The sequence below is a fragment of the uncultured Veillonella sp. genome (assembly GCF_963551295.1).
Classification (GTDB): domain Bacteria; phylum Bacillota; class Negativicutes; order Veillonellales; family Veillonellaceae; genus Veillonella.
The window spans coordinates 1-15,511 of record NZ_CAUVFT010000005.1 but is presented as its reverse complement, the minus strand read 5'-3'; the positions used below and the strand labels follow the sequence as shown (position 1 = coordinate 15,511).

14 protein-coding genes, 1 pseudogene and 1 other annotated feature are annotated in these 15,511 nt (G+C 34.9%); of the genes and pseudogenes, 13 read left to right on the top strand and 2 right to left on the bottom strand.

The window, feature by feature from the left end:
- Positions 1-106: 106 nt before the first annotated feature.
- The 4 genes from RYO55_RS02060 (at position 107) to RYO55_RS02045 (ending at position 5,358) form a co-directional block, all read left to right on the top strand.
- Positions 107-382, top strand: coding sequence for a DUF4911 domain-containing protein (locus RYO55_RS02060; RefSeq protein WP_314983964.1), 276 nt, complete (start codon positions 107-109; stop codon positions 380-382).
- Positions 383-483: 101 nt separating this feature from the next.
- Positions 484-1,473, top strand: a complete 990-nt coding sequence (locus RYO55_RS02055) for a hypothetical protein (protein WP_314983963.1) — start codon at positions 484-486, stop codon at positions 1,471-1,473.
- Between the two features lie 236 nt (positions 1,474-1,709).
- Positions 1,710-1,942 (top strand) — a binding site (T-box leader).
- A 141-nt stretch (positions 1,943-2,083) separates the two neighbouring features.
- On the top strand, positions 2,084-3,994 hold the full coding sequence (gene thrS / locus RYO55_RS02050; protein WP_012864554.1) for a threonine--tRNA ligase: 1,911 nt from the start codon (positions 2,084-2,086) through the stop codon (positions 3,992-3,994).
- A 158-nt stretch (positions 3,995-4,152) separates the two neighbouring features.
- Positions 4,153-5,358, top strand: coding sequence for an MFS transporter (locus tag RYO55_RS02045; protein ID WP_123137842.1), 1,206 nt, complete (start codon positions 4,153-4,155; stop codon positions 5,356-5,358).
- A gap of 164 nt (positions 5,359-5,522) precedes the next feature.
- Here the strand turns inward: RYO55_RS02045 and RYO55_RS02040 are convergent, their stop codons facing one another.
- Positions 5,523-7,016, bottom strand: a complete 1,494-nt coding sequence (locus RYO55_RS02040; RefSeq protein WP_314983961.1) for a DASS family sodium-coupled anion symporter — start codon at positions 7,014-7,016, stop codon at positions 5,523-5,525.
- A gap of 399 nt (positions 7,017-7,415) precedes the next feature.
- Between RYO55_RS02040 and infC the strand changes: the two genes are divergently transcribed.
- The 6 genes and pseudogenes from infC (at position 7,416) to RYO55_RS02015 (ending at position 9,703) form a co-directional block, all read left to right on the top strand.
- On the top strand, positions 7,416-7,934 hold the full coding sequence (gene infC, locus RYO55_RS02035) for a translation initiation factor IF-3 (RefSeq protein ID WP_038150063.1): 519 nt from the start codon (positions 7,416-7,418) through the stop codon (positions 7,932-7,934).
- Positions 7,935-7,954: 20 nt separating this feature from the next.
- Entirely contained in the window at positions 7,955-8,152 is a 198-nt protein-coding gene (gene rpmI, locus RYO55_RS02030) for a 50S ribosomal protein L35 (RefSeq protein ID WP_004696338.1), read from the top strand.
- Between the two features lie 46 nt (positions 8,153-8,198).
- Positions 8,199-8,549 (top strand): 50S ribosomal protein L20, encoded by a 351-nt coding sequence (gene rplT, locus RYO55_RS02025; RefSeq protein ID WP_004696335.1) that lies wholly within the window; start codon positions 8,199-8,201, stop codon positions 8,547-8,549.
- A gap of 145 nt (positions 8,550-8,694) precedes the next feature.
- On the top strand, positions 8,695-9,177 hold the full coding sequence (locus RYO55_RS02020; RefSeq protein ID WP_314983959.1) for a hypothetical protein: 483 nt from the start codon (positions 8,695-8,697) through the stop codon (positions 9,175-9,177).
- A gap of 69 nt (positions 9,178-9,246) precedes the next feature.
- Positions 9,247-9,383 (top strand): annotated as a pseudogene (locus tag RYO55_RS09740) (50S ribosomal protein L20); the annotation flags it as partial.
- A gap of 5 nt (positions 9,384-9,388) precedes the next feature.
- Positions 9,389-9,703: a DUF898 family protein gene (locus tag RYO55_RS02015; RefSeq protein WP_012864549.1), complete on the top strand. Its 315-nt coding sequence runs from the start codon at positions 9,389-9,391 to the stop codon at positions 9,701-9,703.
- Positions 9,704-9,781: 78 nt separating this feature from the next.
- Here RYO55_RS02015 and RYO55_RS02010 read toward each other — a convergent pair whose 3' ends face one another.
- Positions 9,782-10,006 carry a hypothetical protein gene (locus RYO55_RS02010; RefSeq protein ID WP_314983956.1) on the bottom strand — a complete coding sequence of 75 codons (225 nt, stop codon included), beginning with the start codon at positions 10,004-10,006 and terminating at the stop codon, positions 9,782-9,784.
- 116 nt (positions 10,007-10,122) lie between these two features.
- Here RYO55_RS02010 and RYO55_RS02005 point away from each other — a divergent pair, with 116 nt between their 5' ends.
- The 3 genes from RYO55_RS02005 (at position 10,123) to RYO55_RS01995 (ending at position 15,458) form a co-directional block, all read left to right on the top strand.
- Positions 10,123-11,340, top strand: a complete 1,218-nt coding sequence (locus RYO55_RS02005) for a hypothetical protein (protein ID WP_314983955.1) — start codon at positions 10,123-10,125, stop codon at positions 11,338-11,340.
- A gap of 199 nt (positions 11,341-11,539) precedes the next feature.
- Positions 11,540-13,939: a P-loop NTPase fold protein gene (locus RYO55_RS02000; protein WP_314983954.1), complete on the top strand. Its 2,400-nt coding sequence runs from the start codon at positions 11,540-11,542 to the stop codon at positions 13,937-13,939.
- Positions 13,920-15,458 carry a class I SAM-dependent DNA methyltransferase gene (locus tag RYO55_RS01995; RefSeq protein ID WP_314983952.1) on the top strand — a complete coding sequence of 513 codons (1,539 nt, stop codon included), beginning with the start codon at positions 13,920-13,922 and terminating at the stop codon, positions 15,456-15,458. Before RYO55_RS02000 ends, RYO55_RS01995 begins: the two co-directional genes overlap by 20 nt.
- Positions 15,459-15,511: the final 53 nt, after the last annotated feature.

The window sequence follows — 15,511 nt, the reverse complement described above, 5'->3', positions numbered from 1 at the left end:
ACTATTTTCAAAATGGTAGTAAGCCTATTAGCTATATAAGATAGTCCATCTAGTTTAGTTTATAAAAATCTAAATGATATAATGGTGATGCGAAGGAGGATATTTTATGAGTGGTACAGCCTTAGAACCGAGTAAATCAATCGGTGCTTTTCCAGATGTACCAGACTTAACCACCTCTGGAGAAGAAGCGTATGTGTACTTTCACATTGATACTAAACATACGAATTTCATCAATCGCATCATTGAAGGCTATGAATATTTAGGTGTTATGACCTCGGTAGATGCGAGTGGGCGGTGTATGTTGCGCTGCACACCATCTACAAGGCCTTTGGCGCTTGAAGTATTAAGTAGTTTATCCGACTATGTCACTATAGAAGGTTAAGTATAATTTTGATTGTAAATCGTATGAGGAAATTTAATTACTTTACTAGATTTACAATTACATCAAATGTATACGAATTGTAGAGAAATGAGAGTGTATCTATGAAACAATCTATTTTGAAACGCACATTATTAACAGCTTGCCTTGGAGTATCTATGGCAGGTGTAGCTATGGCGGGTCCTGTAGGCCCTGTAATCATTCCTCAAGCAGGGGAGGTGGTTGTTATCAACCATGGTCCTGATATGACTTTCACAGGGAATATCAATTTTGATGTTGAAAGCCAAACTAACAACAATTTACAAATTGGTTCTACTGTGATTCCTAATGTGGTATACGGTGCGGCTTTTAATAAGTCTGGCGCACCAGATACAATCATCCCAGCTCAAACGTATGTATATGTAGGCACAAAAGACGGGGCGAATGCTTTCACAGAAGCTAGCGATGCAGACAAAAAAGGGGCAAGCTGGAATGTGGAAACATTGAAGAAAACTAAATCTGGCGATGTACAATTGGCGAGCCGTGGCGTTCCTGAAAAACCATTGGCTAACCAAGTGGCGACCATTAAAGATTCCATTATGCTTAGCGCTGTAGACCTCAGTACTACAGAGGTGGGACGCAATAGCAAGGGCGTTTTATATATGACCGTACCTAAGGAATTGAAATTGACTGCTGACACAGGCATTCCTGATGATGTACGTGAAACTATGCCAGCCATGTTCCGGGGCAAAATGGGAGACTCCCTCATGGTAAACCTCATGCCTCTAAATGAAGAAGAGAAGCAACAGTTAGCGGCAAATCCACATAATGCCAATACTATCGTATTCAACCGTGGTATGAACATGGCAAAAATGATTGGATCCTCTGCACGTACAAGCAAGGTGTATACATACATGAAGGACCATTATTTGAACCTTGTTATTGTAGCGAAAGATTACGATGATAACGGTGCTCGTGGTAGCGGTGTTATGATGGTATCTAAACAAGATAACTCTAATGACGTGCTCTTAACACTCTACAAAGGTCCAGACCTTTCTACTAGCAAATTGGAAAAAGTAATTGGTGCTATGTTGTCTACAAACTTCAAACGTTAATTTGCAAATAATGTATATAATAGCTCGAGATTCTGATATGTTCCGCCTTCACTGGTTGTCTAGTAAAGGGGACATATCATTCTCGGGCCGTTTTTTTAAGATATATGTATATATAGGTATAAATAAAGGTGAGATTTGCAGTTTATAGCTTTTACAGAAATTACAGTTTATAGTTTTCAAGAAATTTACAGTTAAACTGTATTGAATTTTTTAGTCCTCTATGATACTATAATCTAGTAAAAGTGATGCAAAGGACATGATTCTTTTATCCCTGTGTACCAGAGAGAGGCTGATGCTGGAAATGCCTTACACATATATTAGAGTTACCCCCTTTAAACTGATTTGTCGAACCTAAGTAGGCAAATACGGTCGCCACCGTTATCGGGCTTAATGAAGTGAATTAACTATACACATATATTGGTATAGGTAGTTAACTAGGGTGGAACCGCGAATGATCTTCGTCCCTTGTTTGTAGGGATAGAAGGTCTTTTTTTATTACCCAATTTCTTCAAGCTAATTACTCAATGTTTATGTATTGTGTGGTAAGTAGGTATATTGGTGAAAGTAGAAAATCAAAGCTATCCTAGTTTATAAATTGGAGGAAAGAAAAATGGCAGATGTAAAAATCATTTTACCTGATGGTAGTGCGAAGGAATACGCTGCTGGCACTACTCTTGGGGAAGCAGTAAAACAACTATCTAACAGTTTGGCTAAAAAAGTACTAGCTGCAAACGTAAATGGCGAATTAACAGACCTTCGCGAAGAACTTGTAGATGGCTCTGAAGTTGCGTTCTTAACATTCGAAGATGAAGGTGGCAAACATACTTTGCGTCACACAGCTTCTCATATCTTGGCACAAGCTGTTAAACGTTTATGGCCTGAAGCTAAATTGGCTATCGGTCCTGCTATCGATAAGGGTTTCTACTATGATATCGATATGGAACATATTTTGACTCCTGAAGATTTGGGTAAAATCGAAAAGGAAATGAGCCGTATTGTAAAAGAAAATTTACCGATTACTAAATCCGTTATGCCTCGTCAAGAAGCTATCGAATTCTTTAAAGCTAAAAATGAAGATTACAAGGTAGAATTGATTCAAGATCTTCCTGAAGATGCTGTAATCTCTTGCTACTCTCAAGGCGATTTCATCGATCTTTGTGCAGGACCTCACGTGGCATCTACCGGTAAGGTGAAAGCTTTCAAATTACAAAGCATTGCAGGTGCATACTGGCGCGGCGACGAAAAGAATAAAATGTTACAACGTATTTACGGTACAGCATTCGAGAAAAAAGAAGAACTGGATGCATACCTTCACATGCTTGAAGAAGCGGCTAAACGAGACCACCGTAAGCTTGGTAAAGAACTTGGCTTGTTTGTTATCAAAGAAGAAGGTCCTGGTTTCCCATTCTTCTTGCCAAAAGGCATGGCTCTTCGCAACGAATTAGAAAACTTCTGGCGCGAAGTTCACCATGAATTTGAATACGAAGAAATTCGTACACCAATCATCTTGAACAAACAATTGTGGGAAACATCTGGTCACTGGTTCCATTACCGCGAAAATATGTACACTACAATTATTGACGAAGAAGAATATGCAATTAAACCAATGAACTGTCCAGGCGGTATCTTGGTTTATCAAAACGAAATGCATTCTTACCGTGACTTCCCATTGCGTTACGCTGAACTTGGTCTAGTTCACCGTCATGAATTATCTGGTGCATTACACGGCTTGTTCCGGGTACGTGCTTTCACACAAGACGATGCTCACGTATTTATGTTGCCATCCCAAATGCAATCTGAGTTGATGAAAGTTATCGAATTATTTGACCGTATCTATAGCCAATTTGGTTTGAAATACCATGTGGAATTATCCACTAAACCAGACAATGCTATGGGGGATGATGCGATTTGGGAAGCCGCTACAGAAGCATTGCGTAATGCTATCGAAGCAAAAGGTATTCCATACGTAATTAACCCTGGTGATGGTGCATTCTACGGTCCTAAACTTGACTACCATATTGAAGACTCCTTAGGCCGTACATGGCAATGTGGTACTATCCAATTGGATATGAACTTGCCAGAACGTTTCCAAATTGAATATGTTGGCGAAGACGGTCAAAAACATCGCCCTATTATGATTCACCGTGCATGCTTCGGCTCCATGGAACGTTTTATCGGTATCTTAACTGAACACTATGCAGGTGCATTCCCAACATGGATGGCTCCTGTACAAGTTAAAATCTTGCCTATCTCTGAAAAACACGTTGAATATGCTAAGGACTTGGCAAAACAAATGCACCGCGACTATGTACGTGTGGAAGTAGACGATCGCAGCGAAAAAATCGGTTATAAAATCCGCCAAGCACAAATGGCAAAGGTTCCATACATGCTTGTTGTGGGTGATAAAGAGGTCGAAGAAGGCACAGTTAACGTTCGTAAACACGGTGGTGACGAATTGGGCTCCGTACCATTCGAAGAATTCTTCAATTCTATTAAAACTGAAATTAAAGAACGCAACTAATTATTTACCATCCTAGTAATTATAATGTTATAAATCCCCCTCACATCTTGCACAATTTAAATTAGTCTGTATAATTTAATAGTGATGAAATTATAAGAGGGGGATTTTGTATTATATTCTCTTTAATTGTTACCTGTGAGTAGCGAAAGGAAATGACTATGAAAGAAGTAAATTCATACGGTTGGAAAGCTGTTATTGGTTCCTCTATTGGCTATGCCATGGATGGGTTTGATCTCTTGATTCTCGGCTTTATGCTGACCTTAATTTCAGGGGACTTAGGTTTGACCACAGGTCAAGCAGGTTCCCTTGTGACGTGGACCTTGGTAGGTGCTGTAATTGGTGGTTTTATTTTTGGTACCTTGTCAGATAAGTTTGGTCGTGTTCGTGTGTTGACATGGACTATTGTGTTATTTGCTGTATTCACTGGTCTATGTGCTTTTGCACAAGGTTATTGGGATCTTCTCATATATCGTACAATTGCCGGTATCGGTTTAGGCGGTGAATTCGGTATTGGTATGGCCTTAGCAGCCGAAGCATGGCCTGCACAACACCGTGCAAAAGCGACGAGCTATGTTGCCATTGGTTGGCAGTTAGGCGTATTGGCCGCAGCACTGTTAACGCCCGTATTACTCCCTTATATTGGCTGGCGTGGTATGTTCATGGTTGGCATTATTCCTGCCTTTGTAGCCTGGTTCTTCCGTGCGAAATTACATGAACCAGAAATCTTTGTTCAAAGTAAAGAAATTAAGGAACACTCCCATACGAACTCATTCAAGTTATTAGTAAAAGATGTAAGAACTACAAAGACCTCTATAGGTGTTGCTATTTTAACATCTGTTCAAAACTTTGGTTACTACGGTATTATGATTTGGTTGCCTAACTTCTTGAGTAAGCAATTAGGGTTTTCTCTTACAAAATCGGGTTTGTGGACTGCCGTAACTGTATGTGGTATGATGGTCGGCATTTGGTTATTCGGACGATTGGCAGATAAAATTGGTCGTAAACCGACATTTATTTTGTTCCAAGTATGTGCTGTGGCATCTATCTTGATTTACTCTCAACTATCTGATCCAACAGCTATGCTATTTGCTGGTGCTATATTAGGGGCCTCCGTAAATGGTATGATGGGTGGCTACGGTGCCTTAATGGCGGAAGCATATCCAACAAGTGCTCGTGCAACAGCTCAAAATGTATTATTTAACATTGGTCGTGCCGTAGGTGGCTTTAGCCCAATGGTAGTAGGCATGATCATCTCACTGTATTCCTACCAAGTGGCAATCGCTTTCCTCGCGATTATCTATGTAATCGATATTTTAGCAACAGTATTCTTAATTCCTGAACTAAAAGGTAAGGAACTAGAATAAATAAATATTTGTGAAAGCTTTACATTGAAAAGAACATAGACGTTTTATATTGAAAAGCATATAAAAATCAAGAGGCTCTGTCATAAGACAGAGCCTTTTATAGTATGTTTAATTTAAAATATTAGAATTATCTAGAATATTTGGTCTATTTAGAATATTTAGACTTAAGCAATTCCGATCCAGTGCCAGTATGTTAGGGCAAATATGAGCATCATCACATAGCCAATGATAGTCAAAGGAATACCTGTAGTCATAAATGTTTTTACGTCGAATGTATCTGTACCGTAAGCTACCATGCCTTGTGGTGAGTTGACTGGTAGTACTAGACCGAAGCAAACTGCATATTGCATAAGCATTGTTACACCAAGTGGATTAAGACCTTCTGCGGAGTGTCCCATAACGATGGATATTACGATAGGAATCATGGCAGAGGAGAGGGCTGTAGCTGATGCAAATCCAAGGTGGATTAAAATTAAGAAGGCAGCCATAATAGCAATCAAAAGGAATACGCTTGCCGTTTCAAGGGAAAAGGTATTTACAAATACTTGAGCGAGCCAGGTGGCCGCTTTTGTTTTAAGTAATACAGAACCAAGACCGATACCAGCACCAAACATGACAATGGAGCCCCAATCTATGTTGGATTGGGCAAATTTCCATTCCAGAATACCGAGATTAGGGAAGAAGAATAGTGCGATGGCTACGATTGTTGAGGTTGTAGTATCGATGGTATGTAACTTACCTCCCGTCGCCCACAATGCTAATAGACCAATAGAGATACATAATAGTTTCTTTTCATCGAATGTCATTGGACCGATTTCTTTACGCATTTTAGCGAGTTGTACATCACCGCCAACGAGTTCTTTAAATTCAGGTTTAATTAAAGCTTGCGTTACAAAGTAGGTAATGATAGCCATAATTATGGAGAATGGTGCAGCTGCTGTGAGCCAATTAATCCAACTTACAGATGTGTTCATCTGTGTTTGCATAAACCCAACAGCTACGAGGTTTTGGGCGGCTGCTGTTTGAATCATGATATTCCAAAAGGTATCTACCTGTACGGCGCCTACCATGAGGAGAGCTGCTACGCGGCTTTTACGTTCAATACCTAGGTTTTCAACGATACCGATAATAATTGGAGCAAGACAAGCGATACGAGCTGTTGCACTCGGTACAAAGAAGGCTAGAATAAGACCTGTAATAATAACACCTAAATAGATGCGGCTTACCTTTGTGCCTACACTAGATAATACGAGCATGGCAATGCGACGATCTAGTCCCGTTTTACGCATGGCTACGGAAATAAACATAGCGGCACCTACGAGAATCATCGCAGGAGAAGAATAACCTGAAATAATTAGTTTTAAGGCATTAGCTGTGCCCATAGCTTTTGCTGGCGCCTCTGGATTTGGAGCGAAACCTAGTAACAAGGCTGTGAGCGCCGTAATCATGGTCGCACTTACCGGATAGGATACAGCTGACGTCATCCATAAGATGATAGCAAAGGCAAGTACACCAATCATACGATGACCACCAGTAGATAATGTTTCTGGTGTTGGTAATAATAAAATGCCACCGAGAACAATGAAGGAAAGAATGAGACCAATATTTTGAGCGGTTGTACGTACCTTTAGAGGAGGGGCACTGTTTGTTGCACTCATGATAAAACTCCTTTCAATATGTTTAATGCTTAATTAATATAAATATTTTTCTAGTTAGCGTTAGCGTAAATAAATATATATTTATTATTGTTATCGTGTTTTTAGAAAATTAATTATAAATCTATAAGACTATTGTATATTTAAAGAGGTCTACTTGTCAGTAATAACACATATATACAGAACATAGATAGTCTGTTATACTATAAGAGTTGTAATAATAAATTTATCAAGAAAAGCTCAAGATTGTTGTTGACTTTCACTATCTAATTTGTTATTATAATTAAGTAATTTATGAAGCAGAGGCCATCCGCCACTCACCTAATACCAAGAAGTATGAGGTTAATATAGAGAATTCTATTCGGATGGTGTTTGCCGTCCGTTTTTTTTATTCTCTTGGAGGTGAACGCTATTAGCAAGGATACACCACGCATTAATGAAGAAATTCGTGCTCGTGAACTTCGTGTAGTAGGTCCTGAAAACGAACAAATCGGTATTATGTCTGGCCGTGAGGCTTTGGCATTGGCTGAAGAACAGCATCTTGATCTTGTGGAAATTGCACCTAACGCTAAACCACCAGTAGCTCGCATTATGAACTACGGTAAATATCGTTATGAACAACAAAAACGCGAGAAAGAAGCGAAGAAAAAACAAAAAATCGTAACTTTGAAAGAAGTCAAATTACGTCCACATATTGAAGACCATGACTTTTACGTAAAAATGAAAAACGCATCCAAATTCTTGGCTGAAGGTAACAAAGTAAAAGTAACCATTATGTTCCGCGGTCGTGAACTTTCACATCCAGAACTAGGCATGGCAGTGTTGACACGTTTTGCTGAAGAACTCAAAGAAACGGCGTCTATTGAAAAAGCAGCTAAATTAGAAGGTCGTAACATGACCATGATTTTAGTAAGTAAATAAGGTATTGGGAGGATTATATTATGCCAAAAATTAAAACTCGTCGCGCAGCGGCTAAACGTTTCGCAGTAACTGGTACTGGTGAATTCAAGCGTGCGAAAGCTTTCAAAAGCCACATTCTTGAGAAAAAATCTCCAGCTCGTAAACGTAATTTACGTAAAGCTACATTGGTTGCAAAAGCTGACCATAAACGCGTAGCTAAATGCTTACCATACGCTTAATCGTTAACTATTAGATCGATACATCGTAATTTAGGAGGAATATACAATGGCAAGAGTGAAAAAGGGCGTTACAGCTCATGCACGTCATAAAAAGATTTTAAAATTAGCTAAAGGTTACCGTGGTACACGTTCCCGTTTGTTCAAAAAAGCTAACGAAACAGTAATGAAAGCGTTATACTACGCTCGTCGTGACCGTCGTGCAAAAAAACGCGAATTCCGTCAATTGTGGATCGCTCGTATCAACGCAGCGGCTCGCATCAACGGTACAACTTACAGCCGTTTCATCGCTGGTTTAGCTAAAGCAGGCGTTGAAGTTAACCGTAAAATGTTGGCTGACTTGGCAGTTAACGATGCAGCAGCATTCGCTAAACTTGTTGAAGTAGCTAAAAACGCTTAATAGCATAACCATATATATATATTGAGGACTCTCTTTGGAGGGTCCTTTTTTATGTGGTGAAAGTAATAGATTATCAATACTTTTATAATATGATATCCTATACATATAATGTGTGTGATAATATTAAAAGAGAGGATTTAAATTAATGAAAAAGTTATTTTCTATGTTATTGTTAGCATGTATAGTAATACCATTACAAATCCAAGCTATATCGATGGAAGCTATTAAAAATGATAAGAATAATATTCCTATTCTTACAGGGAAAAATGCCATTACGTATTTTGTAGACAAGAGTTCTATTAAAAGAATAGAAGAGAACCAGTTTATTTATAAAGTACAGGCAGTTGTATATGAGGTTGAAAATAATAATAGTAGTAGAACTGATTCATATATTCACAAGGTTTTAGTTACTTATCGATATAATAAACAAGCTAGCTCTGGTATGAAATTAACGATAAATAGTGTGGAAGATTTTAATTATGATGGCGTAGCCTTGGGTGCCTTTAGCAATATTCCAGAACAATACGTTGATGTAGCTTTGCGTGATCCTAAATATGCTGTAGGTAAATATATCTTTAAAGAAGCTTATGGTACAGCTTTTGGAAATATAAATCTTCATATGAAATAAGATACATGAGTTTATTTGAAATACACAGATAGAAGATAATTTGGTATTATGCAAATCCGCCAATTGTAGATCGCTCGTATCAACGCAGCGGCTCGCATCAATAGCACAACTTACAGCCTTTTCATCGCTGGTTTAGTAAAGCAGGCGTTGAAGTTAATCGTAAAATGTTGGCTTACTTAGCAGTTAAATTATTTTATAAGGAGTGAACTTTATGACAGGACAAATGGAATCTCGATTTGAAGGCTCTGTACTTGGATATATCGGGTATACTTTGGCAGCGTTTCTGATTACGGTATGTACCTTCGGCATTGCATTCCCTTGGGCGGAGGTTATGTTCCGGAGCTGGATTTGCCGTAATACGATTATTAATGGTAAACGACTTTACTTTGATGGAACTGGTACACAACTATTTGGTAGTTATATTAAATGGTGGTTCTTCACCTTTATTACCTTTGGCATTTATAGCTTTTGGTTGTTCAATAAAATGACACATTGGCGCGTTAAGCATACACACTTTGTCGAGTAATAGTATAAGAAATATATTTTAAGTATTAAAGCCTATAGTACATATTCAGTACTATAGGCTTTTATCGTATTCGATATATTATTTTCTATACCCGCCACATCCTCTTGGATTAGAGTTTGGGCTACAATAACTTTGGCTAGTATTGTTACAAGTTGTATTGCTAATGTTATTACAGTTATATTGTGTATTAGCATTACAATTGGCTTGAGTACCATTGCATACGTAATCGTAAGCAAATCCTGTAGACACAGCAGCAGTCACGGCTAAAAAGGTCATGACGAGCATACGTTTTGTAAACTTCATAGGTATCACCTCCTTAACGTTATAATTATATTGTACTACTATAGGTCAAATAAAATATGATATTCTATACATATATACTATTTGAGAGGCATTATGTGAAAGGATGAGAGTCTATTATGAAACGTGTATTGATGGCTACATTATGTTTAAGCTGTGTTACGTTAGGAAGTCATGCGATTGATATTAATATACCAGGTGCGGATCCTACAATATCAAAGAATGCATATCAAAATTATCGTAAGACTGACAATGAAGTCCAAAAGACTGAAAATATTATAGCTAATCAGATACGAGATGAATATACTAATAATAAGTCTAAAAAATGGACAGTAGATGAGTTGGAATACTTCACAAAAGAATTGTATCATTTTACAAAACAGTCTTCTTCTGTTTTTATTCTTAAGGATAACGGGGCAAATATCAAATTTACTGTGCCAGAGAGTAGCCAGTTTGGTAAAACTATAAAAGGGGACCCATTAACTACAGATATTAAACAAGGGAATTTTCGTTTAATTGAGGGCAATCTACACTATACTATTCGTAAGAATAGTGAAAGCCAGGCTAAGGAAAATTCATTCTCTTATCCTACTGTTAGAAATGCCACATGGGAGATTGGGCAGACTAAAAGTGGAGCTTTAGAAGGGGCCATTAATTTTAGCGTAAAGTCTGATCCTTTGATGTCTTATCATATTAGTTATGATTTGATTAAGAAAAAGGAACTAAAACTATTAAAGACACATGATCAGAAGTATGTGTATAAAGAGCTAATGTCACCATTAGTTAATTATGTACTACCTTCAATTGAACCAGCAAAACAAATACTTTCAAAAACAAAACCAATAACTATTAATGGATTCACGTTCCAAACGTTAAAATCAAGTAATTTAGTGTATCATGGCTCTGATAATGATGCAATTTATATCTATGATGGTAAAAAATATCGTGAAGGTATCATGGTGAGAGCATTAAAACCGGAAGAGTTGGCTAATCGTCATCAAATTAATTATAAATTGATACGATTCTTTATTATGTATAAGCCATATTCCGATTTTAAGCCAATTCAATACGCAACAGTTTGGAATGATGCTACTCCTGCTATGTACATGGAGGTTGAACGATCTACATCTAGAATGTACATTCAATCGCTCTATGATGATAAAAACTTATATACTCACTTTATAATGGCCGATTATGATTATAAAACACCATCAAAAGACTTACGCGATATAGTTCAATATGTGGACAATGTAAATGATAAAGATAAATATGCTAAAACCCAAGCTGGGATGGGAGCTATGCCTAAAGGTATATATGAAAACTCATCTGTAAAATAAGGAAGAAATAGTCAACCTCACATATAATCTTGACTTGATTCCAAATTTAATTTATGAAAATATATATGTAAGTTTTACCACATATATTCACTATTATCATAGTAAAGTGTTTATATGTGGTATTTTTTATAGTAAAATGAAAAATACATGAGGTGCTTTGTTGGATATATTAATTCCATTTAAAAGAGGGGTCTTAATTTTGAATAAATTAATTATCTGTTCTGGCGTATTAAAACGACTGATTCTTTGTACTACTATAATTATGTTTTTAGTATTTCTTTTAATTAATGATAATATAATAGGAAGTATTTTATTTTCAGGAATATTTATTTTGGTTACTGGGTATTATTTTAAAGTTCCTAGATATCTAATTTTATATATTCTAGGTGCTATAGGATTTTATGTTGTAACTAATTTTGTTTTACCAAGTATTGGTAGTAATCTATTTTCCGAATTTATTTTTATGGATAAGTATGGAGGTTTAGTTTATGCAAATATGTACACATTTTTGATCATTTTAATTTTTGAAATTTTAGAATATCCTAAAGAAATATTAGTCAAAATAGATAAGGATAATTTGTTTAGAGAACGGAAACTTGATTTATATAATATTAGAAAGCTTATAAAGGAAAATAAATCTAATTTACTCGGTATTGATGCTTTATGGGGAATGGGAAAAACCTCTTTAATAAATCATCTAATTAAAGAGGAAAATAATAACTATAGATTTATAGTTATTGATGTATTATCTTTAAATTTAGATAATACAATTGATTTATTAATAAAAAAGATTAACTTCTTTTTATTGAAGGACGGTATTCGTAATTTTAGTGCAAGTCGGTTATTGGCTATTCTACAAAATAAATATAAACCTTTATATAATGTATTGTTAGACGATGATGATTCATATTATGATATTTTCGAGTCATTTAAGGTGGGAATTAGTAGACTAAGAAAGCCTATTATTGTTATTTTGGATGATGTGGATAGAATTAATCAAGTTGATCATTTAAAAAAACTATTTTTTATTAGTGAGAAATTAAGTAATTCTAGTAATAGTAACTTAAAATTTCTAATGCTTTATAATTCTGAAAAGTTACTAGAACAAGGCTTTAGTGAGATATATTTACAAAAATATATTCCTAATAAAGTCCGTTTAACTGATATGACTTTTTACTCTATTTTAAATACTTTAATAGTTCAAGACGTAGGAGCAAATTCATTTATAAATAAAAATAGATATTTAATAGAGAAGATATTGTCAAGAATCCATAATCGCTTGAATTTATTAAATACTGAAGAGATTAATGCATATTTCCGAGATTATCATAATATAAGGACTATTAAGTTTTTTCTAGAAGAGTTAGAGTCAGTATCTTTAACAATGCCTGATAGTATGCAGAACCAGGTGATATTAAAAGAAACTTTAATTATAGCTTGCTATATTAAACATTTTATTCCGGAGATATATAATAGTCTAAATACAAATTTATCACTTTTAGATAATTTAAAGATAGAAGTTGATAATAATATTGTGCTACCACAAGGATTTAAGCACAAATTTCATTGTGGGTTAGCCAAATATTCAGACATTTCTCTGAAATTTAATAGACTAAACTTTATGAAAATGCTAGTTTATTTCCTTTTAAATATTCCTGAAGACATAGATTCTAATATTCAATCCTGGTATAAATATAAAAGATTAGAAACTGCATTGTATCACTATATTATGTTTGGATTAGATTATCAAATAAATTATGAACAAATTGCTTCTGGATTAAGAGATATTCTCAAGTCACCTACTTGGAAAATTGATGCCTATAATATATTCAAATTACATTTTTGGGGTAAAGATACATTGCAAGTATCTTATTTTTATAATATAGAACCTTGGATGGTATATTTAGACACATATAAAATTTTGATATATACTTGGACTAAAGAGGAAGCAAATTTACATTATATAAAGCTGATAAGAGAATATTTCACTTCAAAACACCCAAGGATTTCATTAAATGGTAATGCAGTTGAGTTTTTTGTTAGTTTGCTTGATTCCATAGGTTTATATAAATTTAGTGCAGTATTAAACTGTTATTTAATATTGGCATTTAAATACTTTTATAAACAAAAGTCATCTTTAAATGAACACGATTTACTAAAGATTAAACGTAGCTTTTTAAAAGTTATTTTTGATTTAGGTTACACTAAAGATTCATATAATAAAAAAAATGTGCATATATTGAATGAAAATCAGCGATTAGATCTATGTATTACTGATGCCATAGAAGTTATAAAGATGGAAATTCAATTTATTCATGATAATATAGATACTTTTTCTAATTTAAAGTATTATACTTATCAGTATAAATTAATTAGAGTAACTCTAAAGTTATTAATGCGTTTAAAATTTAATGATGCATTACAACAACATAAAAAAATAAAGGATGTTGTTGGTTTACCAAACTATACAGATAAGCAATTTAATTCAGATATTCGTAGAAATTTATATACTCCTACTGATTTAAGACGTGAATTAGATCATCGTATTGCCTATAATAAACAAAAAGAAAGGAATATATATGATAACAGGAGAAATTAAAAATAAAGTAGATAAGATATGGGAGAATGTCTGGGCTGCAGGCTTAACAAATCCTTTATCTGTAATTGAGCAAATTACATATTTGATGTTTATACGTGCATTGGATGATCAAGAAATTAATAATATTCGTAGTAAGACTTTACTTGGTGCAGATGTGGAATTAATCTTTCCAGAGTCGGATATTGGACAAGCTATGCGTTGGAGTAATTTTAAATTTAGAAACGCTGATGAAATCTACAATATTGTTTCTAATTTTGTATTCCCAGCTATTAAGGCTATGAAGCATGGGAAATTGCCAGATTTTGATGAACATGGAAAGTTAATCCCCATTCCTGATACGGATGAAACAAAGGATGGTTTTGATTTCTTTGCTAAGCATATGTCTACAGCTACTTTCATAGTTCCGACTGCACAAGTACTTGAAAAAATTATTACGGGATTGGATGATTTATATACTCATGATATTGCGAATTTAGATATGCAAGGTGATTTGTATGAATATATGCTTTCAAAATTATCTACAGCTGGAACGAATGGTCAATTTAGAACACCAAAGCATATACGTGAAATGATGGTTCGATTATTAAAGCCTACATCAAAGGATATAATTTGTGATCCTGCATGTGGTACCGCGGGGTTTTTAGTATCTGCTGCAGAATATGTTCGAACTAATCATAGTGAAAAAATGAATAAAGATGACTGGAAACACTATGAAAGTAACATGTTTAGTGGATTTGACACAGATACAACAATGCTTCGTATATCTGCAATGAACTTAATGTTACATTCCATCAAATATCCTCAGGTTGATTACAAAGATAGTCTATCGAAACAAAATACTATACATGATGCATATACTATTTGCTTAGCTAACCCACCATTTAAAGGTAGTTTAGATAAGGAAACTATTAATGATGAATTGCGTAGTATTACCAATAATACAAAAAAAACAGAGCTCTTATTTTTGGCACTATTTTTAAGAATTTTGAAAAAAGGTGGTACTTGTGCCTGTATTGTACCAGATGGGGTTCTATTTGGTTCTTCTAAAGCACATGTAGCTCTTCGAAAAGAAATTATTGAAAATCATCATTTGCGTGCTATTATATCTATGCCTTCAGGTGTTTTTAAACCTTATGCAGGGGTATCTACAGCGATTATGATTTTTACAAAAACTCAAGCTGGTGGAACCGATAATGTTTGGTTTTATGATATGAAAGCAGATGGCTTTAGTTTAGATGATAAACGGCAACCTATTGAAGATAATGACATTGCTGATATTATTGAACGTTTTGAACATATTGATAGTGAAAGTGAACGCAAGCGTACTGAACAAAGTTTCTTAGTACCTAAACAAGAAATCGTGGATAATGGATATGATTTATCTATTAATAAATATAAAGAGATTGAATATATCCCGGTCGAATATCCTCCAACTAGCGAAATATTAGCTAATATTAAGGCTTTAAATGAACAAATTATGGCTGATACGGATGAGCTAGAACGATTATTAAATGACTAAATTCATATTTGGAGAGATGAATGAATATTTCTGAGTTTTGTAAAATTTATACT

Coding starts and splice junctions, on each gene's coding strand:
- rplT (WP_004696335.1), top strand. CDS start 8,199: ATGGCAAGAGTGAAAAAGGGCGTTACAGCTCATGCACGTCATAAAAAG.
- RYO55_RS01995 (WP_314983952.1), top strand. CDS start 13,920: ATGATAACAGGAGAAATTAAAAATAAAGTAGATAAGATATGGGAGAAT.
- RYO55_RS02040 (WP_314983961.1), bottom strand. CDS start 7,016: ATGAGTGCAACAAACAGTGCCCCTCCTCTAAAGGTACGTACAACCGCT.
- rpmI (WP_004696338.1), top strand. CDS start 7,955: ATGCCAAAAATTAAAACTCGTCGCGCAGCGGCTAAACGTTTCGCAGTA.
- RYO55_RS02055 (WP_314983963.1), top strand. CDS start 484: ATGAAACAATCTATTTTGAAACGCACATTATTAACAGCTTGCCTTGGA.
- RYO55_RS02015 (WP_012864549.1), top strand. CDS start 9,389: ATGACAGGACAAATGGAATCTCGATTTGAAGGCTCTGTACTTGGATAT.
- RYO55_RS02005 (WP_314983955.1), top strand. CDS start 10,123: ATGAAACGTGTATTGATGGCTACATTATGTTTAAGCTGTGTTACGTTA.
- RYO55_RS02045 (WP_123137842.1), top strand. CDS start 4,153: ATGAAAGAAGTAAATTCATACGGTTGGAAAGCTGTTATTGGTTCCTCT.
- thrS (WP_012864554.1), top strand. CDS start 2,084: ATGGCAGATGTAAAAATCATTTTACCTGATGGTAGTGCGAAGGAATAC.
- RYO55_RS02010 (WP_314983956.1), bottom strand. CDS start 10,006: ATGAAGTTTACAAAACGTATGCTCGTCATGACCTTTTTAGCCGTGACT.
- RYO55_RS02060 (WP_314983964.1), top strand. CDS start 107: ATGAGTGGTACAGCCTTAGAACCGAGTAAATCAATCGGTGCTTTTCCA.
- RYO55_RS02020 (WP_314983959.1), top strand. CDS start 8,695: ATGAAAAAGTTATTTTCTATGTTATTGTTAGCATGTATAGTAATACCA.